This is a genomic window from Streptomyces sp. NPDC048182 (assembly GCF_043202555.1).
GTDB lineage: Bacteria > Actinomycetota > Actinomycetes > Streptomycetales > Streptomycetaceae > Streptomyces.
In genome coordinates, this window is sequence record NZ_JBIDAQ010000014.1 from 63,401 (window position 1) to 79,656 (window position 16,256).

Sequence of the window (16,256 nt, forward strand, 5' to 3'; positions counted from 1 at the left end):
CAATCGGCCCCGTGACCTTGCAGATCGACATCGATGACGGCGCGGCGCCCTACGAGCAGGTGCGCGCGCAGATCGCCGAGCAGGCGCGCTCCGGGGCGCTGCCGGTCGGCTACCGGCTGCCCACCGTGCGGGGCCTGGCCGAGTCCCTGGGGCTCGCCGCCAACACGGTCGCCAAGGCCTACCGGGCCCTGGAGGCCGACGGGGTGATCGAGACCCGGGGCCGCAACGGCACGTTCGTCGCCGCCGCGGGCTCGGCCGCCGAACGCGAGCTGGCCGCGGCCGCCCGCGCCTACGCCGAACGCGCCCGGCGCCTGGGCCTCACCGAGCCCGCCGCGCTGGCCGCCGCCCGGGAGGCGCTGCGGGCGGTGTACGGGACGTAGGGGCCTCGCCCGGCCTCGCCGCCTACAGGTACAGCCCGGCCTCCGTGCCGGCCCGCGGCTCCGGCACCGCCGTCGGCGACGTGCCCCGGCGCAGCGCGAACAGCTCCGCCAGCGTGGCGCCCTCGCGGCCGAGGCCCTCCTCCGAGCCGAGCCACTCCACCGCCTCCGGGCGGGTCAGCGGGCCCACCTCGATGCGGGCCAGGCAGCGCCCTGGACGGACGACGGCGGGGTGCAGCCGCTCCAGGTCCTCGTTGGTGGTGACGCCCACCAGGACCTTGCGGCCCTGGCCGAGCAGCCCGTCGGTGAGGTTGAGCAGCCGCGACAGCGCCTGGCCCGCGGTGTGCTTGGCCTCACCGCGGATCAGCTCGTCGCAGTCCTCCAGGAGCAGCAGCCGCCAGCGGTCCTTGCCCGAGCCGTCCTCCTCGCCGATCGCGATGTCCATCAGATAGCCGACGTCGGAGAAGAGCCGCTCCGGATCGAGCACGCAGTCCACCTGGCACCAGTCCCGCCAGGACCGCGCCAGCGTGCGCAGCGCCGAGGTCTTGCCGGTGCCGGGCGGCCCGTGCAGGAGCAGCAGCCGGCCCGCGATGTCCTCCGGCGTCGTCTTCATCAGCCGGTCCATCGCGTCCGCGACCGGCGCCGTGTAGTTGGCCCGCACCTCCTCCCAGGTGCCGGCCGCGATCTGCCGGGTGGTGCGGTACGGGCCCCGGTGCGGGGAGACGTACCAGAAGCCCATCGTCACGTCCTCCGGCTGCGGCGCGGGCTCGTCGGCGGCGCCGTCCGTCGCCTCGCCGAGGACCCGCTCCGCCAGCTCCGCGCCGGTCGCCGTCACGGTGACGTCGGCGCCCCGGCTCCAGCGGCGGACCAGCAGGGTCCAGCCGTCGCCCTCCGCCAGCACGGCGCTGCGGTCGCCGTCGCGGGCGGCGCGCAGGACGCGCGCGCCGGTCGGCAGCAGTGTCGCCGACGCGCGCACCCGCTCGACGGCGGCCCCGTGCGCGTGCGGCTGCTCGCCGGTGGCGAAGCGGCCGAGGAACAGGGCGTCGATCACATCGGAGGGGGAGTCGCCGTCGTCGAGGGCCAGCCGGAGCGGCAGGGCGTCGTGCGGGTTCACGGACATGCCGCCATGATCCGGCACACACCCCTCGCGTGCACCCGGTTTCCCCGGTGCCCGGCGGGTCGCGGCGGGCCTCCCTGAGGGAACGTCAGTCTGAACGAGCGTCAGCCGAACCGGTGAACCTTTGACATGAACACTTCCCGCAAGCCCGTGTCGCTGCTACCACGGTGATGGCGGAGTTCCTGCTAAAGGGAGGTTCCATGAGACGTTCCCGACTTGCCGGCTTCCTGAGTTCCCTCCTCCTCGCCGCCGGCGCGGCCCTCACCGGCGCCACGGCCGCCCAGGCGGCCCAACCCGCCGCGGCGGGCGGCTATGTGGCGCTGGGCGACTCCTACTCCTCCGGAGTCGGCTCCGGCAGCTACATCGCCTCCAGCGGCGACTGCAAGCGCAGCACGAAGTCCCACCCGTACCTCTGGGCGGCCGCCCACTCACCCTCCACGTTCGACTTCACCGCCTGCTCCGGCGCCCGTACGGGTGATGTTCTCTCCGGACAGCTCGGCCCCCTCAGCTCCGCCACCGCCCTCGTCTCCATCAGCATCGGCGGCAACGACGCCGGGTTCGCCGACGTCATGACGACCTGTGTGCTCCAGTCGGACAGCGCCTGCCTGTCCCGGATCGCCACCGCCCGCGCCTACGTCGGCTCCACGCTCCCCGGGCAGCTCGACGGGGTGTACGACGCCATCCGCGCCAAGGCCCCCAACGCCCGCGTCGTCGTCCTCGGCTACCCCCGCTTCTACAAGCTCGGCACCACCTGCCTCGGCCTCTCCGAGACCAAGCGCAAGGCCATCAACGACGCCTCCGACGTCCTCGACACCGCCATCGCCAAGCGCGCCGCCGACCACGGCTTCGTCTTCGGCGACGTCCGCACCACCTTCACCGGCCACGAGATCTGCTCCAGCAGCTCCTGGCTGCACAGCGTCAACTGGCTCAACATCGGCGAGTCCTACCACCCCACCGCCTCCGGCCAGTCCGGCGGCTACCTCCCGGTCCTGACCAGCGCCGCCTGATCCCCTCCCGCGCGTCCCGCGCACCTGCGACACGCCCCGTCCGCCGGCCGGGGCGTGTCGTCGTCTGCGGTCACGCACCGTAACTCGCCGTCACTGTCGGCCTCGACGGGGGGTCGGCATCCGACCAGGCCGCGGGGCAGTTGTCCAACTCGCCCTGGAATGCGCTGGATTCGGAGAGTAATCGTCAACCCCCTTACGGGGAAGGTGAATACTGTGACCGCGATACACGCACGCCCCACCCAGGCGATAGGGTTACCCTGCCCGGGCCGGGTGGACTCGTACGGGTGGGGAGTGACATGGAACAGATAACGATGCGCAGCAGGGCAAGGGTCCCCGCGATCACCTGCGGGAGCAGCGCGACCAGTTCGCGTCTCGACCGTCATCTCGCCGTGCTCGGAGGGCCTGCCCTCCCGCAGCGGGAGACGGTGGAGGCCACCTCGCTGATGCGGGAGCTGACCGCACGCGACACCAGGCACGAGCGCGGCGGCCGGGGTGCCCGGGTGCGCCGGGTCTCGCTCTTCGCTCCCCTGCGACGCCTGCGCCGCACCCTCTTCGGCGCCAACTGAGGCCCGCGCCCCGGCGGTCACCCCCGTCCCGGCGCGGCGCCCAGGCCCGCCCGTGTCCCCTGGCGTCCACCCGGCAGCACGACCCCACCCGGCCGCCAGAGGCCGACCCGTCTCGCTCGACGCGCCCCACGGGCAGCGGCCCACCACGCGCGGGACGAGCACCACACGCTGCACCGCGCGCGCAGCGCCGAGGCCACCTCGCTGACCGGGTTCCAGCCGGCCGGGCTCCCTCGGCGACCGTCCGCCGCCGGCCCTCCGGGCCCGGTCAGAGGAGCGCCAGCTGACCCTCCGGGCCCTCCTCGCGGTCGTCCAGGACCGAGGCGGGCCGGCGGGCCGGGGCGGGCACCGGCAGGACGCCGGCGGCGCGCAGGTCGGCGGCCGTGACCTGGTCCGTGACCGTCAGCTCCGCCGCCTCCGCGCGGACCTCGGCGAGCAGCGCCAGGACCGTGATCAGCTCCAGCAGCTCCGAGGTGCGGGTCTGCGGCCAGCCGGCCGGGCCGAGGGCGGCCAGTGTGCCGGGCTCGGCGCCGGCGGTACGGGCCGCGAACCACTGCTCGAGCACCCGCGCCCCGCCCGCCTCGAACTCCCAGGCGCCGGGCGGCACGGGGGAGATCCGGCCGGTGTCCAGGTGCAGGGCCTCCTCGTCGCGGTCGTAGACCGGCGTCAGCGGGCGTGCGGGCAGCGGCGCCCGGACGTAGGGCCGGCGGCCACCCGGCAGCTTGGGGCGCTCCCCGTCGCGGCGCATCAGCCACAGGGCCCGGCGGCCCAGGGCGACCCCCCGATCCCACAGGGCCCGGTCCGCGGTGAGCGGCACCACCGGCGGCCCCGCCGCGCCGGTCCTGGCGGCGGTCAGGATCCAGGCCAGCACGTCCAGCGGGGCGGGGCGCCCGCCGAGGCGGGCGGCCAGCAGGTCGGTGAGTCCGGGGGCGAGGTTCGGCTCGGCCGCGCCGGGGCGGCGGTACAGGGGGCGGACGCGGGCGGTGGCGAACAGGGGCAGCAGGGAGGTCGCGAGGACCTGCGGGCCGGCCGGGGCGGCCGTCTCGACCAGGAAGACCTGCCGGGCGTCGGCCACCCGCCACAGCTCGGGCCGGGCCGCGTCGATCAGCCGGTGGTCGGGGATCAGCCACTGCTCGTCGAACGGGGCGCGCAGCACGCGGACGGGCTCCGGGCAGGGGCCCGCGGCCCGCGCCAGCCGCTCCGAACCGCCCCTCCCGCCGGGCAGCCGTCCCACCGCCGAGTGCAGGGTGCGCGAGCGGGTCGGCTGGAACAGGGCCGCGCGGTCGGGCCCCTCGGCCGCGACCAGCGCCGCCCAACGGGCCGTCAGGGACGCCGCGTCGGGGGCCGCCGGCCACCCGCGGCCCAGCCGGGGCGGTGCGACGGACCAGGGCATGAGGTCCGCCAGCGGCGGCGCGTCGTCGTCCTGCGTCACGCCGGGCATCGTACGACGGCGGGGCGCCCGCTCAGGTGGCGTCCAGGGTGACCGTGAAGGAGAACCGGTCGCCCCGGTAGTGGATCACCGCCACGTCGAGGACCCGTCCGGCCGGGTCGTGGGTGACCCCGGTGTAGTGCAGGATCGGGCTGAGCAGCGGCACGTCGAGCAGCCGGGCCGTCTCCGGATCGGCGAGCCGGGCCTCCACGGTGTCGGTGATCCGGCCGATCTCCACGCCCACCACGTCCCGCAGCACCTTGGTCATCGGCCAGCGGGCCAGGTCGGCGGGGTCGACACGGGCGGCAAGCTCGGGGCGGACGTAGTTGCGGGCGTGGTTGGTGGGCTCGCCGGTCTGCTCGTCCCGGCGCAGCCGGTGGAAGGTGACGGCCTCCGTCAGGTCCGGGTAGTGCTCGGCGGCCTCGGGCGGCACCGGCCCCGTGCCGTGGCCGAGCAGCTCGGTGCGCATGCCGGACTGCTGGGCCACGATGGCGTCCACCGAGCCGAGCAGCCGCACCGGGGCGCCCCGCCGCACGTCCGGCTCGATGAAGGTGCCCCGGCGCCGGTGACGGGTGATCAGCCCCTCCTCCTCCAGCTCCTTCAGCGCCTGCCGCATGGTCAGCACGCTCACCCCGTAGTGCCCGGCGAGCTGCTCCTCGGTGGGCAGCCGCAGCGGGTCCCGGGGCGAGCGGCCCAGTATCGAGGCGCGCAGCGACTGCGACACCTGGTACCACAGCGGCAGCTTGCGGTTCAGGACGATGGAGTCCGGGGCGAAGGAGGTCACGGGGTCATCCGTACCGGTCGGGGAAGGCTCTGAGCAAGGGGTCAGGCCCCGGCGCGGAAGTGCCGCTCCAGGCCCTGCCAGACGTCGTCGTACCGCCCCTGGAGGTGGTCGGCGCCGGCCGCGTGCGGGGTCAGCGTCACCGGCCAGCGGGTCTCGAACATGAAGGCCAGGCCGTCGTCGACCTTCTGCGGCCTCAGCTCGGCGGCACTGGCCCGGTCGAAGGTCTCCCGGTCCGGGCCGTGCGCCGACATCATGTTGTGCAGCGACCCGCCGCCCGGCAGGAAGCCATCCGCCTTGGCGTCGTAGGCGCCCTCGATCAGGCCCATGTACTCGCTCATCACGTTCCGGTGGAAGTACGGCGGCCGGAAGGTGTCCTCGCCGACCAGCCAGCGCGGCGCGAACACCACGAAGTCCACGCCGGCCAGGCCCGGGGTGTCCGACGGCGAGGTGAGCACCGTGAAGATCGACGGGTCGGGGTGGTCGTAGGAGATGGTCCCGATGACGTTGAAGCGGCGCAGGTCGTAGACGTACGGCACCAGGTTGCCGTGCCAGGCGACCACGTCGAGCGGGGAGTGGTCGTAGGCGGCGCTCCAGAGGTTGCCGCAGAACTTGTTGACCACCTCCACCGGCCCCTCGACGTCCTCGTACGCGGCGACCGGGGCGCGGAAGTCCCGCGCGTTGGCCAGGCCGTTGGCGCCGATCGGGCCGAGGTCGGGGAGGCGGAAGGGGGCGCCGTAGTTCTCGCAGACGTAGCCCCGGGCCTCCCCGTCGAGCAGCTCCACGCGGAAGCGGACCCCGCGCGGGACCAGAGCCACCTCGCCCGGCTCGGCGCGCAGCAGCCCGAACTCGGTGCGCAGCAGCAGCCCGCCGCGCTCCGGGACGACGAGCAGCTCGCCGTCGGCGTCGCCGAAGACGCGCTCCATGGAGGCGTTGGCGTGGTAGAGGTGCACGGCCATCCCGGTGCGCTGCGTCGCGTCGCCGTTGCCGCCCAGCGTCCACAGGCCGGCCAGGAAGTCGGTGCCGGCCGGCGGCTCGGGCAGCGGGCTCCAGCGCAGGCGGTTGGGGTCCGGGACGCACTCGGTGAACGGGCCGGTGCGCAGCGCGCCGTTGCCGGTGCGGGTGAACGCCGGGTGGGCGGCCGAGGGGTGGATGCGGTACAGCCAGGAGCGCCGGTTGTGCGACCGGGGTTCGGTGAACGCCGTGCCGCTGAGCTGCTCGGCGTAGAGCCCGAGGGGCGCCCGCTGGGGGGAGTTGCGGCCCTCGGGCAGGGCGCCGGGCACGGCCTCGGAGCTGTGCTCGTTGCCATAGCCGGTGAGGTAGGCCAATTGCTCCGCCGTCTTGCGCGCGTCCCCGCTCATCGATCGCTCCTCGCCATCGGATCCTGTCGCACACCGTATTCCTATGGCACACCATAGGAATACGGTTTCCATCGCGCAAGACCCGTACGGGGCGCGCCGGTCCCTCCTGTGGAGGACGGCCGAACCCGACCACGGGAGGATCCGCGGTGTCGGACCCGTGTTCTAGTCTCCGGACATGTCGTGGACACGGAGAGCGGGGAGGCGGAGTGCGGGGACCGCGCTCGCCGTCTGTGCCCTGCTGGCCGCAGCCGCGGGCTGCGGCTCACGCGGGGCGGACGAGTCGCCGGAGGGGACGTCGTCCACGTCCGCGGGGCGACCCCTCGGCACCGGGGACGAGGACGGCCGGCGTCACCGGGAGGCGGCGGCCGGGCATCCGCTCGCGGTCGGCGTCGAGGTGCAGCCCGACGACGCCGGCGGCTGGCAGGTACGCCTGACCGTGCGCGGCTTCCGCTTCTCGCCGCCCGGCACCGCGCCCAGTGCGCGGGGCGGGCGCGGCACCGCCCACCTGTTCGTGGACGGCAGGCCCGTCGCCCACCTGCACGGCCCCGACTTCCGCCTCGCCGCCGCTTTCGTGCCCCGCGGCACCCACCACGTCACCGCCCGGCTGCACGCCGACGACGGCGCGGTCTGGACGGTCGACGGCCGGCCCGTGCAGAGCACCGCCGACATCACCTCCTCGGGCCCCCTGCCGGGTAACGGAGGTCACGGTGCGCCGGACCGGGGCGGGAGGCGATCATGAGCACCGTGCCCGAAGAGACCTCGCTGCGCCGCGCCCCCGTGCAGCGGCGCAGCGCCGAGCGGCTGGCCAGGATCCTGGACGCCTGCGCCGAACTGCTCGACGAGGTCGGCTACGACGGCCTGAGCACCCGCGCCGTCGCCCAGCGGGCCGGCGTCCCCATCGGCTCGGTCTACCGCTTCTTCGGCAACAAGCGGCAGATGGCCGACGCCCTGGCCCGGCGCAACCTGGACCGCTACGCGCAGCGGGTCACCGAGCGGCTGACGCGCGGCGGCGACACCGCCCGCGCCGCCGGCGCCGGTGACGCCGGCGGCTGGCAGGCCGCGCTCGACGCGGTCCTCGACGAGTACCTGGCGATGATGCGGACCGCGCCCGGCTTCTCCCTGGTCGACTTCGGCAACCAGATACCCGTCGGCAGCCGGGGCGCCGAGCCCAACCACCGGGTCGCCGACCGGCTCACCGACCTGCTCTGCGGCCACCTCGGCCGCACCCCCGACGAGGCGCTGCGCCGGGCCTTCCTGGTGGCCGTCGAGACCGCCGACACCCTGGTGCGGCTCGCCTTCCGGGTGGCGCCCGAGGGGGACCCGCGGATCATCGAGGAGGCCCGCGGACTGCTGCGGGCCTACCTGGGGCAGATTCTGGGCTGACCCCCGCCCACCCCCTTGACCAGGACTTTCGCGCTTATTGCTCGCATGTCAACGTCTTGTTAACGCTGCTTTGCGCCACCTAACGTCGTCGCACCGCCTGCCCGGTGGGATGTTCAAGGGCGAACGTTAGGTATCCACTCATGCTGACCATCCTCGGCTTCGCCATGATCGCGACCTTCCTGGTCCTGATCATGCTGAAGAAGATGTCGCCGATCGCGGCGCTCGTGCTGATCCCCGCGCTGTTCTGTGTGATCGTCGGCAAGGGTGCCCACCTCGGCGACTACGTCATCGACGGCGTGTCCAGCCTCGCGCCCACCGCGGCGATGCTCATGTTCGCCATCGTCTACTTCGGCGTGATGATCGACGTCGGGCTCTTCGACCCGATCGTGCGGGCGATCCTGCGGTTCTGCAAGGCCGACCCGATGCGGATCGTCGTCGGCACGGCGCTGCTCGCCGCGATCGTCTCCCTGGACGGCGACGGCTCGACCACCTTCATGATCACGGTGTCGGCCTTGTACCCGCTGTACAAGCGGCTGAAGATGAGCCTGGTCGTCATGACCGGCGTCGCCGCGATGGCCAACGGCGTGATGAACACCCTGCCCTGGGGCGGCCCGACCGCCCGCGCCGCGACCGCCCTCAAGGTCGACGCCACCGACATCTTCGTCCCGATGATCCCGGCCCTGGCCGTCGGCCTGGTGGCCGTCCTGGTCCTGGCCTACGTGCTCGGGATGCGCGAGCGCAGGCGCCTCGGCACGCTGACGCCGGCCCTGGTGCTCCCCGAGGCCGAGCGGGAGGAGACGGTGCTGGTGGGAACCGGGGCCACGGCGAGTGGCGGCACGGGCGACGAGCCGGGCTCCCTGCCCGACGCCCCGTCCGCCGGCGCCCCCGGCGCGGGCGCCCCCGCCGAGGACGGCTTCCAGGGCCTCGACCCGCACCGCCCCACCCTGCGGCCCAGGCTGTACTGGTTCAACGCGCTGCTCACCATCGCCCTCCTCACCGCCATGATCATGGAGCTGCTGCCCATCCCGGTGCTGTTCCTGCTCGGCGCCGCCCTCGCGCTGACCGTCAACTTCCCGCAGATGGCCGACCAGAAGGCCCGCGTCTCCGCCCACGCCGACAACGTCCTCAACGTCTCCGGCATGGTCTTCGCCGCCGCCGTCTTCACCGGCGTCCTCACCGGCACCGGCATGGTCGACCACATGGCCACCTGGCTGGTGGACACCATCCCCGACGGAATGGGCCCGCACATGGGCCTGGTCACCGGCCTGCTGAGCCTCCCGCTCACCTACTTCATGTCCAACGACGGCTTCTACTTCGGCGTCCTGCCGGTCCTCGCCGAGGCCGGGCACGCGCACGGAGTGTCCACCCTGGAGATCGCCCGCGCCTCGATCGTCGGCCAGCCCCTGCACATGTCCAGCCCGCTGGTGCCCGCCGTCTACGTGCTGGTCGGCATGGCCAAGGTGGAGTTCGGCGACCACACCCGGTTCGTGGTCAAGTGGGCGGTCCTCACCTGCCTGGTGATCCTCGCGGCGGCCGTCCTCTTCGGCATCGTCTGACCGGCCGAAGGGACCCGATCATGGTGGCCGCAGCGCACCGCGGCTGGCTGCTGCGCCTCGTCGTCGCCTTCGGCTTCGCGCAGGGAGCGGTGTCGATGGCCCGGCCCGCCGTCTCCTACCGGGCCCTCGCGCTCGGCGCCGACGAACGCGCGGTCGGCGTCATCGCCGGCGTCTACGCGCTCCTCCCGCTGTTCGCCGCCGTCCCGCTCGGCCGGCGCACCGACCACGGGCGCTGCGCCCCGCTGCTGCCGGCCGGCGTGGTCCTCATCGCCGGCGGCTGCGCGCTCAGCGGCACCGCCGGCTCGCTCGCGGCCATGGCCCTGTGGAGCGGGGTCATGGGCCTCGGGCACCTCTGCTTCGTCATCGGCGCCCAGTCGCTGGTCGCCCGCCAGTCCACGCCGCGCGAACAGGACCGCGACTTCGGGCACTTCACCATCGGCGCCTCCCTCGGCCAGCTGGTCGGGCCCGTCGCCGCCGGCGCGCTGATCGGGGGGCCCGACCGGGCGGGCAGCAGCGCGCTCGCCCTGCTGGTCGCGGGCGCGGGCGCGGCCGTCGCCCTCACCTCGCTGTGGCGCATCGAGCACCGGGCGCCCGCGGCACCCCGGCCGGCGGTGGACGCGCGGGTCCCGCTGACCGGCATCCTGCGCACCCGGGGCGTGCCCGCGGGCATCCTGATCAGCCTGTCGGTGCTGTCCGCGACCGACGTCCTCACCGCCTACCTGCCCGTGGTCGGCGAGCACCGGGGCATCGCCCCGTCCGTGGTCGGCGTGCTGCTCAGCATCCGGGCCGCGGCCACCATCGCCTGCCGGCTGGTGCTGACGCCGCTGCTGCGGCTGCTCGGCCGCACCGCGCTGCTCACCCTCACCTGCCTGCTTGCCGCCCTGCTGTGCGCCGGGATCGCGCTGCCGGTGCCGGTGTGGGCCCTGGCGCCGATGCTGGCGGTGCTCGGCTTCTGCCTGGGCGTGGGCCAGCCGCTCTCCATGACCACCGTCGTCCGCGCAGCCCCCGACGGCGCCCGCTCCACGGCCCTCGCGCTGCGCCTCACCGGCAACCGCCTCGGCCAGGTGGCGGCGCCCGCCGGGGCGGGTCTGGTCGCGGGTGCGGTGGGCGCGGCGGCGCCGTTCGTGCTGCTCGGCGGCCTGCTGCTGCTCTCCGCCGGGGTGGCCCTGCGCGCGTCGGACGGGCCCTCGCGCGACCCCGGAGAGCGGTCGGGCGGGAACCGGCGGGTCCGCCACGCCATCAGTCAGGGCGAAGGTCCTCGCGACGGCCCGCCCCCGGGCCGGGGCTGACGGGACCCGACACGCACGGGCCCGAGGCCGACGGGACCACGACCGGAAACCGGGGATCACCATGTTCGCCACCTTCGTCCTTTCCGCCCTGGTGCTGCTCGCCCTCGGCGGCTGCGCCTGCGTCTACTGGGCCGAGCGGAACGGCGGCCCCCGCTGGGTCCGCGTGGTCTCCGCCATGACCCTCGGCGCCAGTGACATGATCCGCACGGCGCGCCGGAACTCGCGCCGGCGGAACGGGTGGGGCGGCCCGAGCGGCGGCGGGGGCGACTGACGCGGCTCCCGGGTCCCAGGTCCCGGCGGCCACCCCTGGTGCCGTAAAACTATCGGCGCTAGTTTGGGCTCCGGACGACGACGCCCGCCGGAGGGGACGCGATGAAGGCACACGACGACCTGTACATCGACGGAGCCTGGCGCCCCGCCGCCGGCCGGGACACGATCGACGTCGTGAACCCGGCCGACGAGCAGGTGATCGCCCGCGTCCCGGCCGGCACCGCCGAGGACGTCGACGCCGCCGTACGGGCCGCCCGCGCCGCCCTGCCCGGCTGGGCCGCCACCCCGCCCGCCGAGCGCGCCGCGCGGCTCGGCGCCCTGCGGGACGTCCTCGTGGCCCGGGGCGAGGAGTTCGCCGCCACCGTCACCGCCGAACTCGGCTCGCCGCTCGCCTTCTCCCAGGCCGTGCACGTCGGCGCGCCGGTCGCGGTCGCCGGCTCCTACGCCGAACTGGCGGCGGAGTACGACTTCGAGGAGAAGGTCGGCAACTCCGTCGTCCACCACGAGCCGGTGGGCGTGGTCGGCGCCATCACCCCCTGGAACTACCCCCTGCACCAGATCGTCGCCAAGGTCGCCCCGGCGCTCGCGGCCGGCTGCACCGTCGTCCTCAAGCCCGCCGAGAACACCCCGCTGACCGCGCGGCTGTTCGCGGCGGCGGTGCACGAGGCGGGCCTGCCGGCCGGCGTCTTCAACCTGGTCACCGGCCTCGGCCCGGTGGCCGGCCAGGCGCTCGCCGAGCACCCGGAGGTCGACCTGGTCTCCTTCACCGGCTCGACCGCCGTCGGCCGCCGCATCGGCGCCCTCGCCGGGGCCGCCGTGAAGCGGGTCGCGCTCGAACTCGGCGGCAAGTCCGCCAACGTGATCCTGCCGAGCGCCGACCTCGCGAAGGCGGTGGGTGTCGGCGTCGCCAACGTGATGTCCAACTCCGGCCAGACGTGCAGCGCCTGGACCCGCATGCTGGTCCACCGCGACCGGTACGAGGAGGCCGTGGAGCTGGCCGCGTCCGCCGCCGCCAAGTACGGCGAGCGCATCGGCCCGGTGGTCAGCGCCCGCCAGCGCGACCGGGTGCGCGGCCACATCGAGCGGGGCACCGCCGAGGGCGCCCGGCTGGTCGCCGGCGGCCCCGACGCGCCGCGCGAGAAGGGCTGGTTCGTCCACCCGACCGTCTTCGCCGACGTCACCGAGGACATGGCCATCGCCCAGGAGGAGATCTTCGGCCCGGTCCTCTCCGTGCTGCGCTACGAGGACGAGGACGACGCCCTGCGCATCGCCAACGGCACGGTCTACGGGCTGGCGGGCGCCGTCTGGGCCGCCGAGGAGTCCGAGGCCGTCGCCTTCGCCCGGCGCATGGACACCGGCCAGGTCGACATCAACGGCGGCCGGTTCAACCCGCTCGCCCCGTTCGGCGGCTACAAGCAGTCCGGCGTCGGCCGCGAGCTGGGGCGGCACGGGCTCACCGAGTACCTCCAGACCAAGTCGCTCCAATTCTGAGGAGTCCTGCCCCATGACCGTCCGCGCCGCCGTCCTGCCCGCCGTCGGGGCCCCCTTGGAGGTCACCGCCATCGAGCTGCCCGAGCCCGCGCCGGGGCGGGTGCGGGTCCGGCTCGCCGCCGCCGGGGTCTGCCACTCCGACCTGTCCCTGTCCAACGGCACCATGCGCGTGCCGGTCCCCGCCGTCCTCGGCCACGAGGGCGCCGGCACGGTCCTCGCCGTCGGCGAGGGCGTCACGCACGTCGCCCCCGGGGACGGCGTGGTCCTCAACTGGGCCCCGTCCTGCGGCACCTGCCACGCCTGCGCCCTCGGCGAGGTCTGGCTGTGCGCGAACGCCCTGACCGGCGCCGCCGACGTGCACGCCCGCCGCGCCGACGACGGCACCGACCTGCACCCCGGCCTGAACGTCGCCGCCTTCGCCGAGGAGACGGTCGTGGCCGCCTCCTGTGTGCTGCCCGCCCCCGAGGGCATCCCGCTCACCGAGGCGGCCCTCCTCGGCTGCGCCGTCCTCACCGGCTACGGCGCCGTCCACCACGCGGCGGCGGTCCGGCCCGGTGAGACGGTCGCCGTGTTCGGCGCCGGGGGAGTGGGCCTCGCCGCGCTCCAGGCCGCGCGCATCGCGGGCGCCTCGACGATCGTCGCCGTCGACGTCTCCCCGGCCAAGGAGGAACTGGCCCGGGCCGCCGGCGCCACCGAGTACGTCGTCGCCTGCGACACCACCGCCCGCGAGATCCGCGCGCTCACCGCCAAGCAGGGCGTCGACGTGGCCGTGGAGTGCGTCGGGCGGGCCGCGACCATCCGCGCCGCCTGGGAGTCCACCCGGCGCGGCGGACGCACCGTCGTCGTCGGCATCGGCGGCAAGGACCAGCAGGTCACCTTCAACGCCCTGGAGATCTTCCACTGGGGCCGCACCCTCGCCGGCTGCGTCTACGGCAACGCCGACCCCGCCCGCGACCTCCCGGTGCTGGCCGGCCACGTGCGGGCGGGGCGCCTGGACCTGGGCATGCTGGTGACCGAGCGCATCGGCCTGGAGGGCATCCCGGCCGCCTTCGAGAACATGCTCGCGGGGAAGGGCGGCCGGGCGCTGGTGGTCTTCTAGCAAGCGCCGAGGGGCTCGTCCGTCAGGAACGGTCGCCCGCCGTCACCGCCTCCGCCCCGGCCTCGCCCCGCACCGGCTCCGGCGTCCGGCGCCGGGAGCGGGACACCGCCACGCCCGCCAGGCACAGCGCGCCGCCCGCCAGGGTCAGCAGCCCCGGCACCTCGCCGAGCGCCAGCCAGGACATCAGCACCACCAGGGCGGGCACGGCGTACGTGGTGGCGCCCATCCGCCCCGCCGTCGTACGGGCCAGGGCGTACGCCCAGGTGGTGAAGGCCAGCGCGGTCGGGAAGACGCCCAGGTAGACCACGTTCAGCGTGGCGGACAGCGGCGCGCCGGCCGCCTCGTGCGCCAGCTGCCCGGCGAACGGCAGGCACAGCACCGCCCCGGTCAGGCACCCCCACGTCGTCACCTGGAGCGCGCTCGCGTGGGCCAGCGCCGGCTTCTGCGCCACGACACCGCCCGCGTAGGCCATCGCGGCCAGCAGGCACAGCACCACGCCGAGCAGCGAGGAGCCGCCCTCGCCCGACATCGACAGCCCCACCGTGACCGCGCCGGCGAAGGACACCGCCATGCCCGCGAGGAGCCGGGGCGGCAGCGCGTCGCCGAGCAGCCGGGCGCCGAGCAGGGCGATCAGGATCGGGCCGACGTTGACCACCAGGGCGGCCGTGCCGGCGTCCACCTGCTGCTCGCCCCAGTTCAGGACGACCATGTAGAAGCCGAACCACAGCAGGCCCGCTACGCCGATGCCCCGCCAGGCCGCCCGGGGCGGCAGCCCCTCCCGGCGCACCAGGCAGATCACGCCCAGCGCGACCGCCCCGGACAGCAACCGCCCGAGCGCCAGCGCGCCGGGTGAGTAGGACCCGCCGGCGCTGCGGATGGAGACGAAGGCGGAGGCCCACAGCACGACCGTGACGGCGGCGGCACCGGCCGCGAGCAGGTGAGGGCGACGGGAGGCGACGGGAGGGGACGTGGACATCATGCTCCAGACGTTAGGAAGGCGACGTTCTCGGCGCTGGCGGATTTCGGACGGCGGCCCGGGGGGCCGGGGTGGGGCCGGGGTGGGGCCGGGGTGGGCCGGGGGCCGGGGTGGGCCGGGTCAGCGCAGCCGGTCCGGTGTGATGCCCAGCAGTTCGGACAGCGCCGCCTCACCCGACGGCGTCACCCGCACCGCCCGCCCCGAGCCGATCCGCACGCACCAGCCGGCCGTCAGGGCGTGCCGGCACAGCGCCGCGCCCGCGACGCCCGCGAGATGGGGCCGCCGTTCGGTCCAGTCCAGGCAGGCCCGGGCCAGCGGCCGGCGTCCGGTGCGCTCCAGTGGGATCCCCGCCGTGCCGAACCAGCCGAGCCCCGCGTCCGTGAGCGCGAAGCCGGTGTCCTGGCGCAGCAGGCCGCGCCCGGTCAGCGCGTCGGTCAGGGCGATGCCGAGCCGCCCGGCGAGATGGTCGTAGCAGGTGCGACCGCGGGCCGTCGCCGCCCCCGCGCCGGCCGCGCGCAGCGTGCGCGGACGCGCCACCCGGTCCGGAGCGACCTGCGCGGCGAAGTCCTCGACGAGCTGTGCGACCCGCGGGTCCGCGAGGCGCACGTACCGGTGCCGCCCCTGCCGCTCCTGGACGAGCAGACCGCCCGCGACGAGCCTGTCCAGGTGCTCGCTGAGCGTCGAGGCGGCCACCCCGGCGTGCCGGGCCAGCTCACCGGCGGTCCAGGCCCGCCCGTCGAGCAGCGCCAGCAGGCACGCGGCCCGCGTCCCGTCGGCGAGGAGCCCCGCCAGCCGCGCGAGCCCCGGCGCCCTGCCGTCCTTCTCGGTCATGCGACCAGCATGCGCCCCGCACACTTCGGCGGACGCCGAACCGTCGTCAGGACGTCCCCTCCGCCCGCCCGTACTGCCGCTCCAGGCCCTCGAGCAGCGCAGACAGGCCGGTCTCGAAGGCCCGCTCGTCGATCTTCTCCTGCTGCTCGGCGAGCAGGTGGGCCTGGCCGAGGTGCGGGTAGTCGGCCGGGTCGTAGGCGGTGGCGTCGTCCACGAAGCCGCCCGCGAAGGAGCCGAGCGCGGAGCCCATGACGAAGTACCGCATCAGGGCCCCGATGGAGGTGGCCTGCGCCGGCGGCCAGCCCGCGTCGACCATCGCGCCGTAGACCGCGTCGGCCAGCCGCAGCCCGGCGGGCCGGCGGCCGGGGCCCCGGGCCAGGACGGGCACGATGTTCGGGTGGTCGCGCAGGGCGGCGCGGTAGGAGACCGCCCAGTCGTGCAGCGCGGTGCGCCAGTCGCGGCCGTCCTCGAACATCGACAGGTCGACCTGGGCGCTCACCGAGTCCGCGACCGCCTCCAGGATCTCGTCCTTGGTGCGGAAGTGGTTGTAGAGCGAGGGCCCGCTGACCCCCAGCTCCGCCGCGAGGCGGCGCGTGGAGACGGCCGCCAGGCCCTCCGCGTCCACCAGCGCGCGGGCCGCCTGGACGATCCGGTCGGTGCTGAGCAGGGGCTTGCGCGGTCGGGCCATGGCGCACATAGTAGGGCTGCGGCATTAAACTAGCAGTG

Annotated in this window: 17 protein-coding genes; 10 read left to right on the forward strand and 7 right to left on the reverse strand. The window is 75.1% G+C overall.

The window, feature by feature from the left end; all coding sequences use genetic code 11:
- Positions 1 to 11: 11 nt before the first annotated feature.
- Entirely contained in the window at positions 12 to 380 is a 369-nt protein-coding gene (locus ACGFZL_RS24945; RefSeq protein ID WP_355175469.1) for a GntR family transcriptional regulator, read from the forward strand.
- A 22-nt stretch (positions 381 to 402) separates the two neighbouring features.
- On the opposite strand, the gene ACGFZL_RS24950 is transcribed toward ACGFZL_RS24945, so the two are convergent.
- Entirely contained in the window at positions 403 to 1,497 is a 1,095-nt protein-coding gene (locus tag ACGFZL_RS24950) for a DUF5925 domain-containing protein (protein ID WP_355175470.1), read from the reverse strand.
- Between the two features lie 197 nt (positions 1,498 to 1,694).
- Here ACGFZL_RS24950 and ACGFZL_RS24955 point away from each other — a divergent pair, with 197 nt between their 5' ends.
- Both ACGFZL_RS24955 and ACGFZL_RS24960 read left to right on the forward strand, forming a co-directional pair.
- Positions 1,695 to 2,501, forward strand: a complete 807-nt coding sequence (locus ACGFZL_RS24955) for an SGNH/GDSL hydrolase family protein (protein ID WP_355175471.1) — start codon at positions 1,695 to 1,697, stop codon at positions 2,499 to 2,501.
- A gap of 296 nt (positions 2,502 to 2,797) precedes the next feature.
- A complete protein-coding gene (locus ACGFZL_RS24960) occupies positions 2,798 to 3,067 on the forward strand; it encodes a hypothetical protein (RefSeq protein ID WP_393694883.1) in 270 nt (89 codons plus the stop codon).
- Between the two features lie 265 nt (positions 3,068 to 3,332).
- On the opposite strand, the gene ACGFZL_RS24965 is transcribed toward ACGFZL_RS24960, so the two are convergent.
- Genes ACGFZL_RS24965 through hmgA form a run of 3 tightly spaced genes read right to left on the reverse strand, consistent with a single transcriptional unit; the run spans position 3,333 to position 6,635 of the window.
- A complete protein-coding gene (locus tag ACGFZL_RS24965; protein WP_393694885.1) occupies positions 3,333 to 4,505 on the reverse strand; it encodes a type ISP restriction/modification enzyme in 1,173 nt (390 codons plus the stop codon).
- A 22-nt stretch (positions 4,506 to 4,527) separates the two neighbouring features.
- Positions 4,528 to 5,277: a GntR family transcriptional regulator gene (locus ACGFZL_RS24970; RefSeq protein WP_393694887.1), complete on the reverse strand. Its 750-nt coding sequence runs from the start codon at positions 5,275 to 5,277 to the stop codon at positions 4,528 to 4,530.
- 41 nt (positions 5,278 to 5,318) lie between these two features.
- Positions 5,319 to 6,635, reverse strand: coding sequence for a homogentisate 1,2-dioxygenase (hmgA, locus tag ACGFZL_RS24975; RefSeq protein ID WP_393694889.1), 1,317 nt, complete (start codon positions 6,633 to 6,635; stop codon positions 5,319 to 5,321).
- A 175-nt stretch (positions 6,636 to 6,810) separates the two neighbouring features.
- Here hmgA and ACGFZL_RS24980 point away from each other — a divergent pair, with 175 nt between their 5' ends.
- From ACGFZL_RS24980 to ACGFZL_RS25010, 7 genes are all read left to right on the forward strand, one after another.
- Complete coding sequence (locus tag ACGFZL_RS24980; protein WP_393694891.1) at positions 6,811 to 7,374, forward strand: hypothetical protein; 564 nt, start codon at positions 6,811 to 6,813, stop codon at positions 7,372 to 7,374.
- Positions 7,371 to 8,018, forward strand: a complete 648-nt coding sequence (locus ACGFZL_RS24985) for a TetR family transcriptional regulator (RefSeq protein WP_393694893.1) — start codon at positions 7,371 to 7,373, stop codon at positions 8,016 to 8,018. Before ACGFZL_RS24980 ends, ACGFZL_RS24985 begins: the two co-directional genes overlap by 4 nt.
- Before the next feature lie 140 nt (positions 8,019 to 8,158).
- Complete coding sequence (locus ACGFZL_RS24990) at positions 8,159 to 9,574, forward strand: CitMHS family transporter (RefSeq protein WP_393694895.1); 1,416 nt, start codon at positions 8,159 to 8,161, stop codon at positions 9,572 to 9,574.
- Between the two features lie 20 nt (positions 9,575 to 9,594).
- Positions 9,595 to 10,863, forward strand: coding sequence for an MFS transporter (locus tag ACGFZL_RS24995; protein ID WP_393694897.1), 1,269 nt, complete (start codon positions 9,595 to 9,597; stop codon positions 10,861 to 10,863).
- 61 nt (positions 10,864 to 10,924) lie between these two features.
- Positions 10,925 to 11,134: a hypothetical protein gene (locus ACGFZL_RS25000; RefSeq protein ID WP_355175480.1), complete on the forward strand. Its 210-nt coding sequence runs from the start codon at positions 10,925 to 10,927 to the stop codon at positions 11,132 to 11,134.
- Between the two features lie 101 nt (positions 11,135 to 11,235).
- A complete protein-coding gene (locus ACGFZL_RS25005) occupies positions 11,236 to 12,624 on the forward strand; it encodes an aldehyde dehydrogenase family protein (protein ID WP_393694900.1) in 1,389 nt (462 codons plus the stop codon).
- A 13-nt stretch (positions 12,625 to 12,637) separates the two neighbouring features.
- A complete protein-coding gene (locus ACGFZL_RS25010) occupies positions 12,638 to 13,723 on the forward strand; it encodes a Zn-dependent alcohol dehydrogenase (protein WP_393694902.1) in 1,086 nt (361 codons plus the stop codon).
- Positions 13,724 to 13,745: 22 nt separating this feature from the next.
- Here the strand turns inward: ACGFZL_RS25010 and ACGFZL_RS25015 are convergent, their stop codons facing one another.
- The 3 genes from ACGFZL_RS25015 to ACGFZL_RS25025 form a co-directional block, all read right to left on the reverse strand.
- Positions 13,746 to 14,699, reverse strand: coding sequence for a DMT family transporter (locus ACGFZL_RS25015; RefSeq protein WP_393695057.1), 954 nt, complete (start codon positions 14,697 to 14,699; stop codon positions 13,746 to 13,748).
- Positions 14,700 to 14,819: 120 nt separating this feature from the next.
- The gene (locus tag ACGFZL_RS25020) at positions 14,820 to 15,530 is read right to left on the reverse strand and encodes an ArsR/SmtB family transcription factor (protein WP_393694904.1); all 711 of its coding nucleotides are present in this window, start codon (positions 15,528 to 15,530) and stop codon (positions 14,820 to 14,822) included.
- Positions 15,531 to 15,576: 46 nt separating this feature from the next.
- Positions 15,577 to 16,218 (reverse strand): TetR/AcrR family transcriptional regulator, encoded by a 642-nt coding sequence (locus ACGFZL_RS25025; RefSeq protein ID WP_393694906.1) that lies wholly within the window; start codon positions 16,216 to 16,218, stop codon positions 15,577 to 15,579.
- Positions 16,219 to 16,256: the final 38 nt, after the last annotated feature.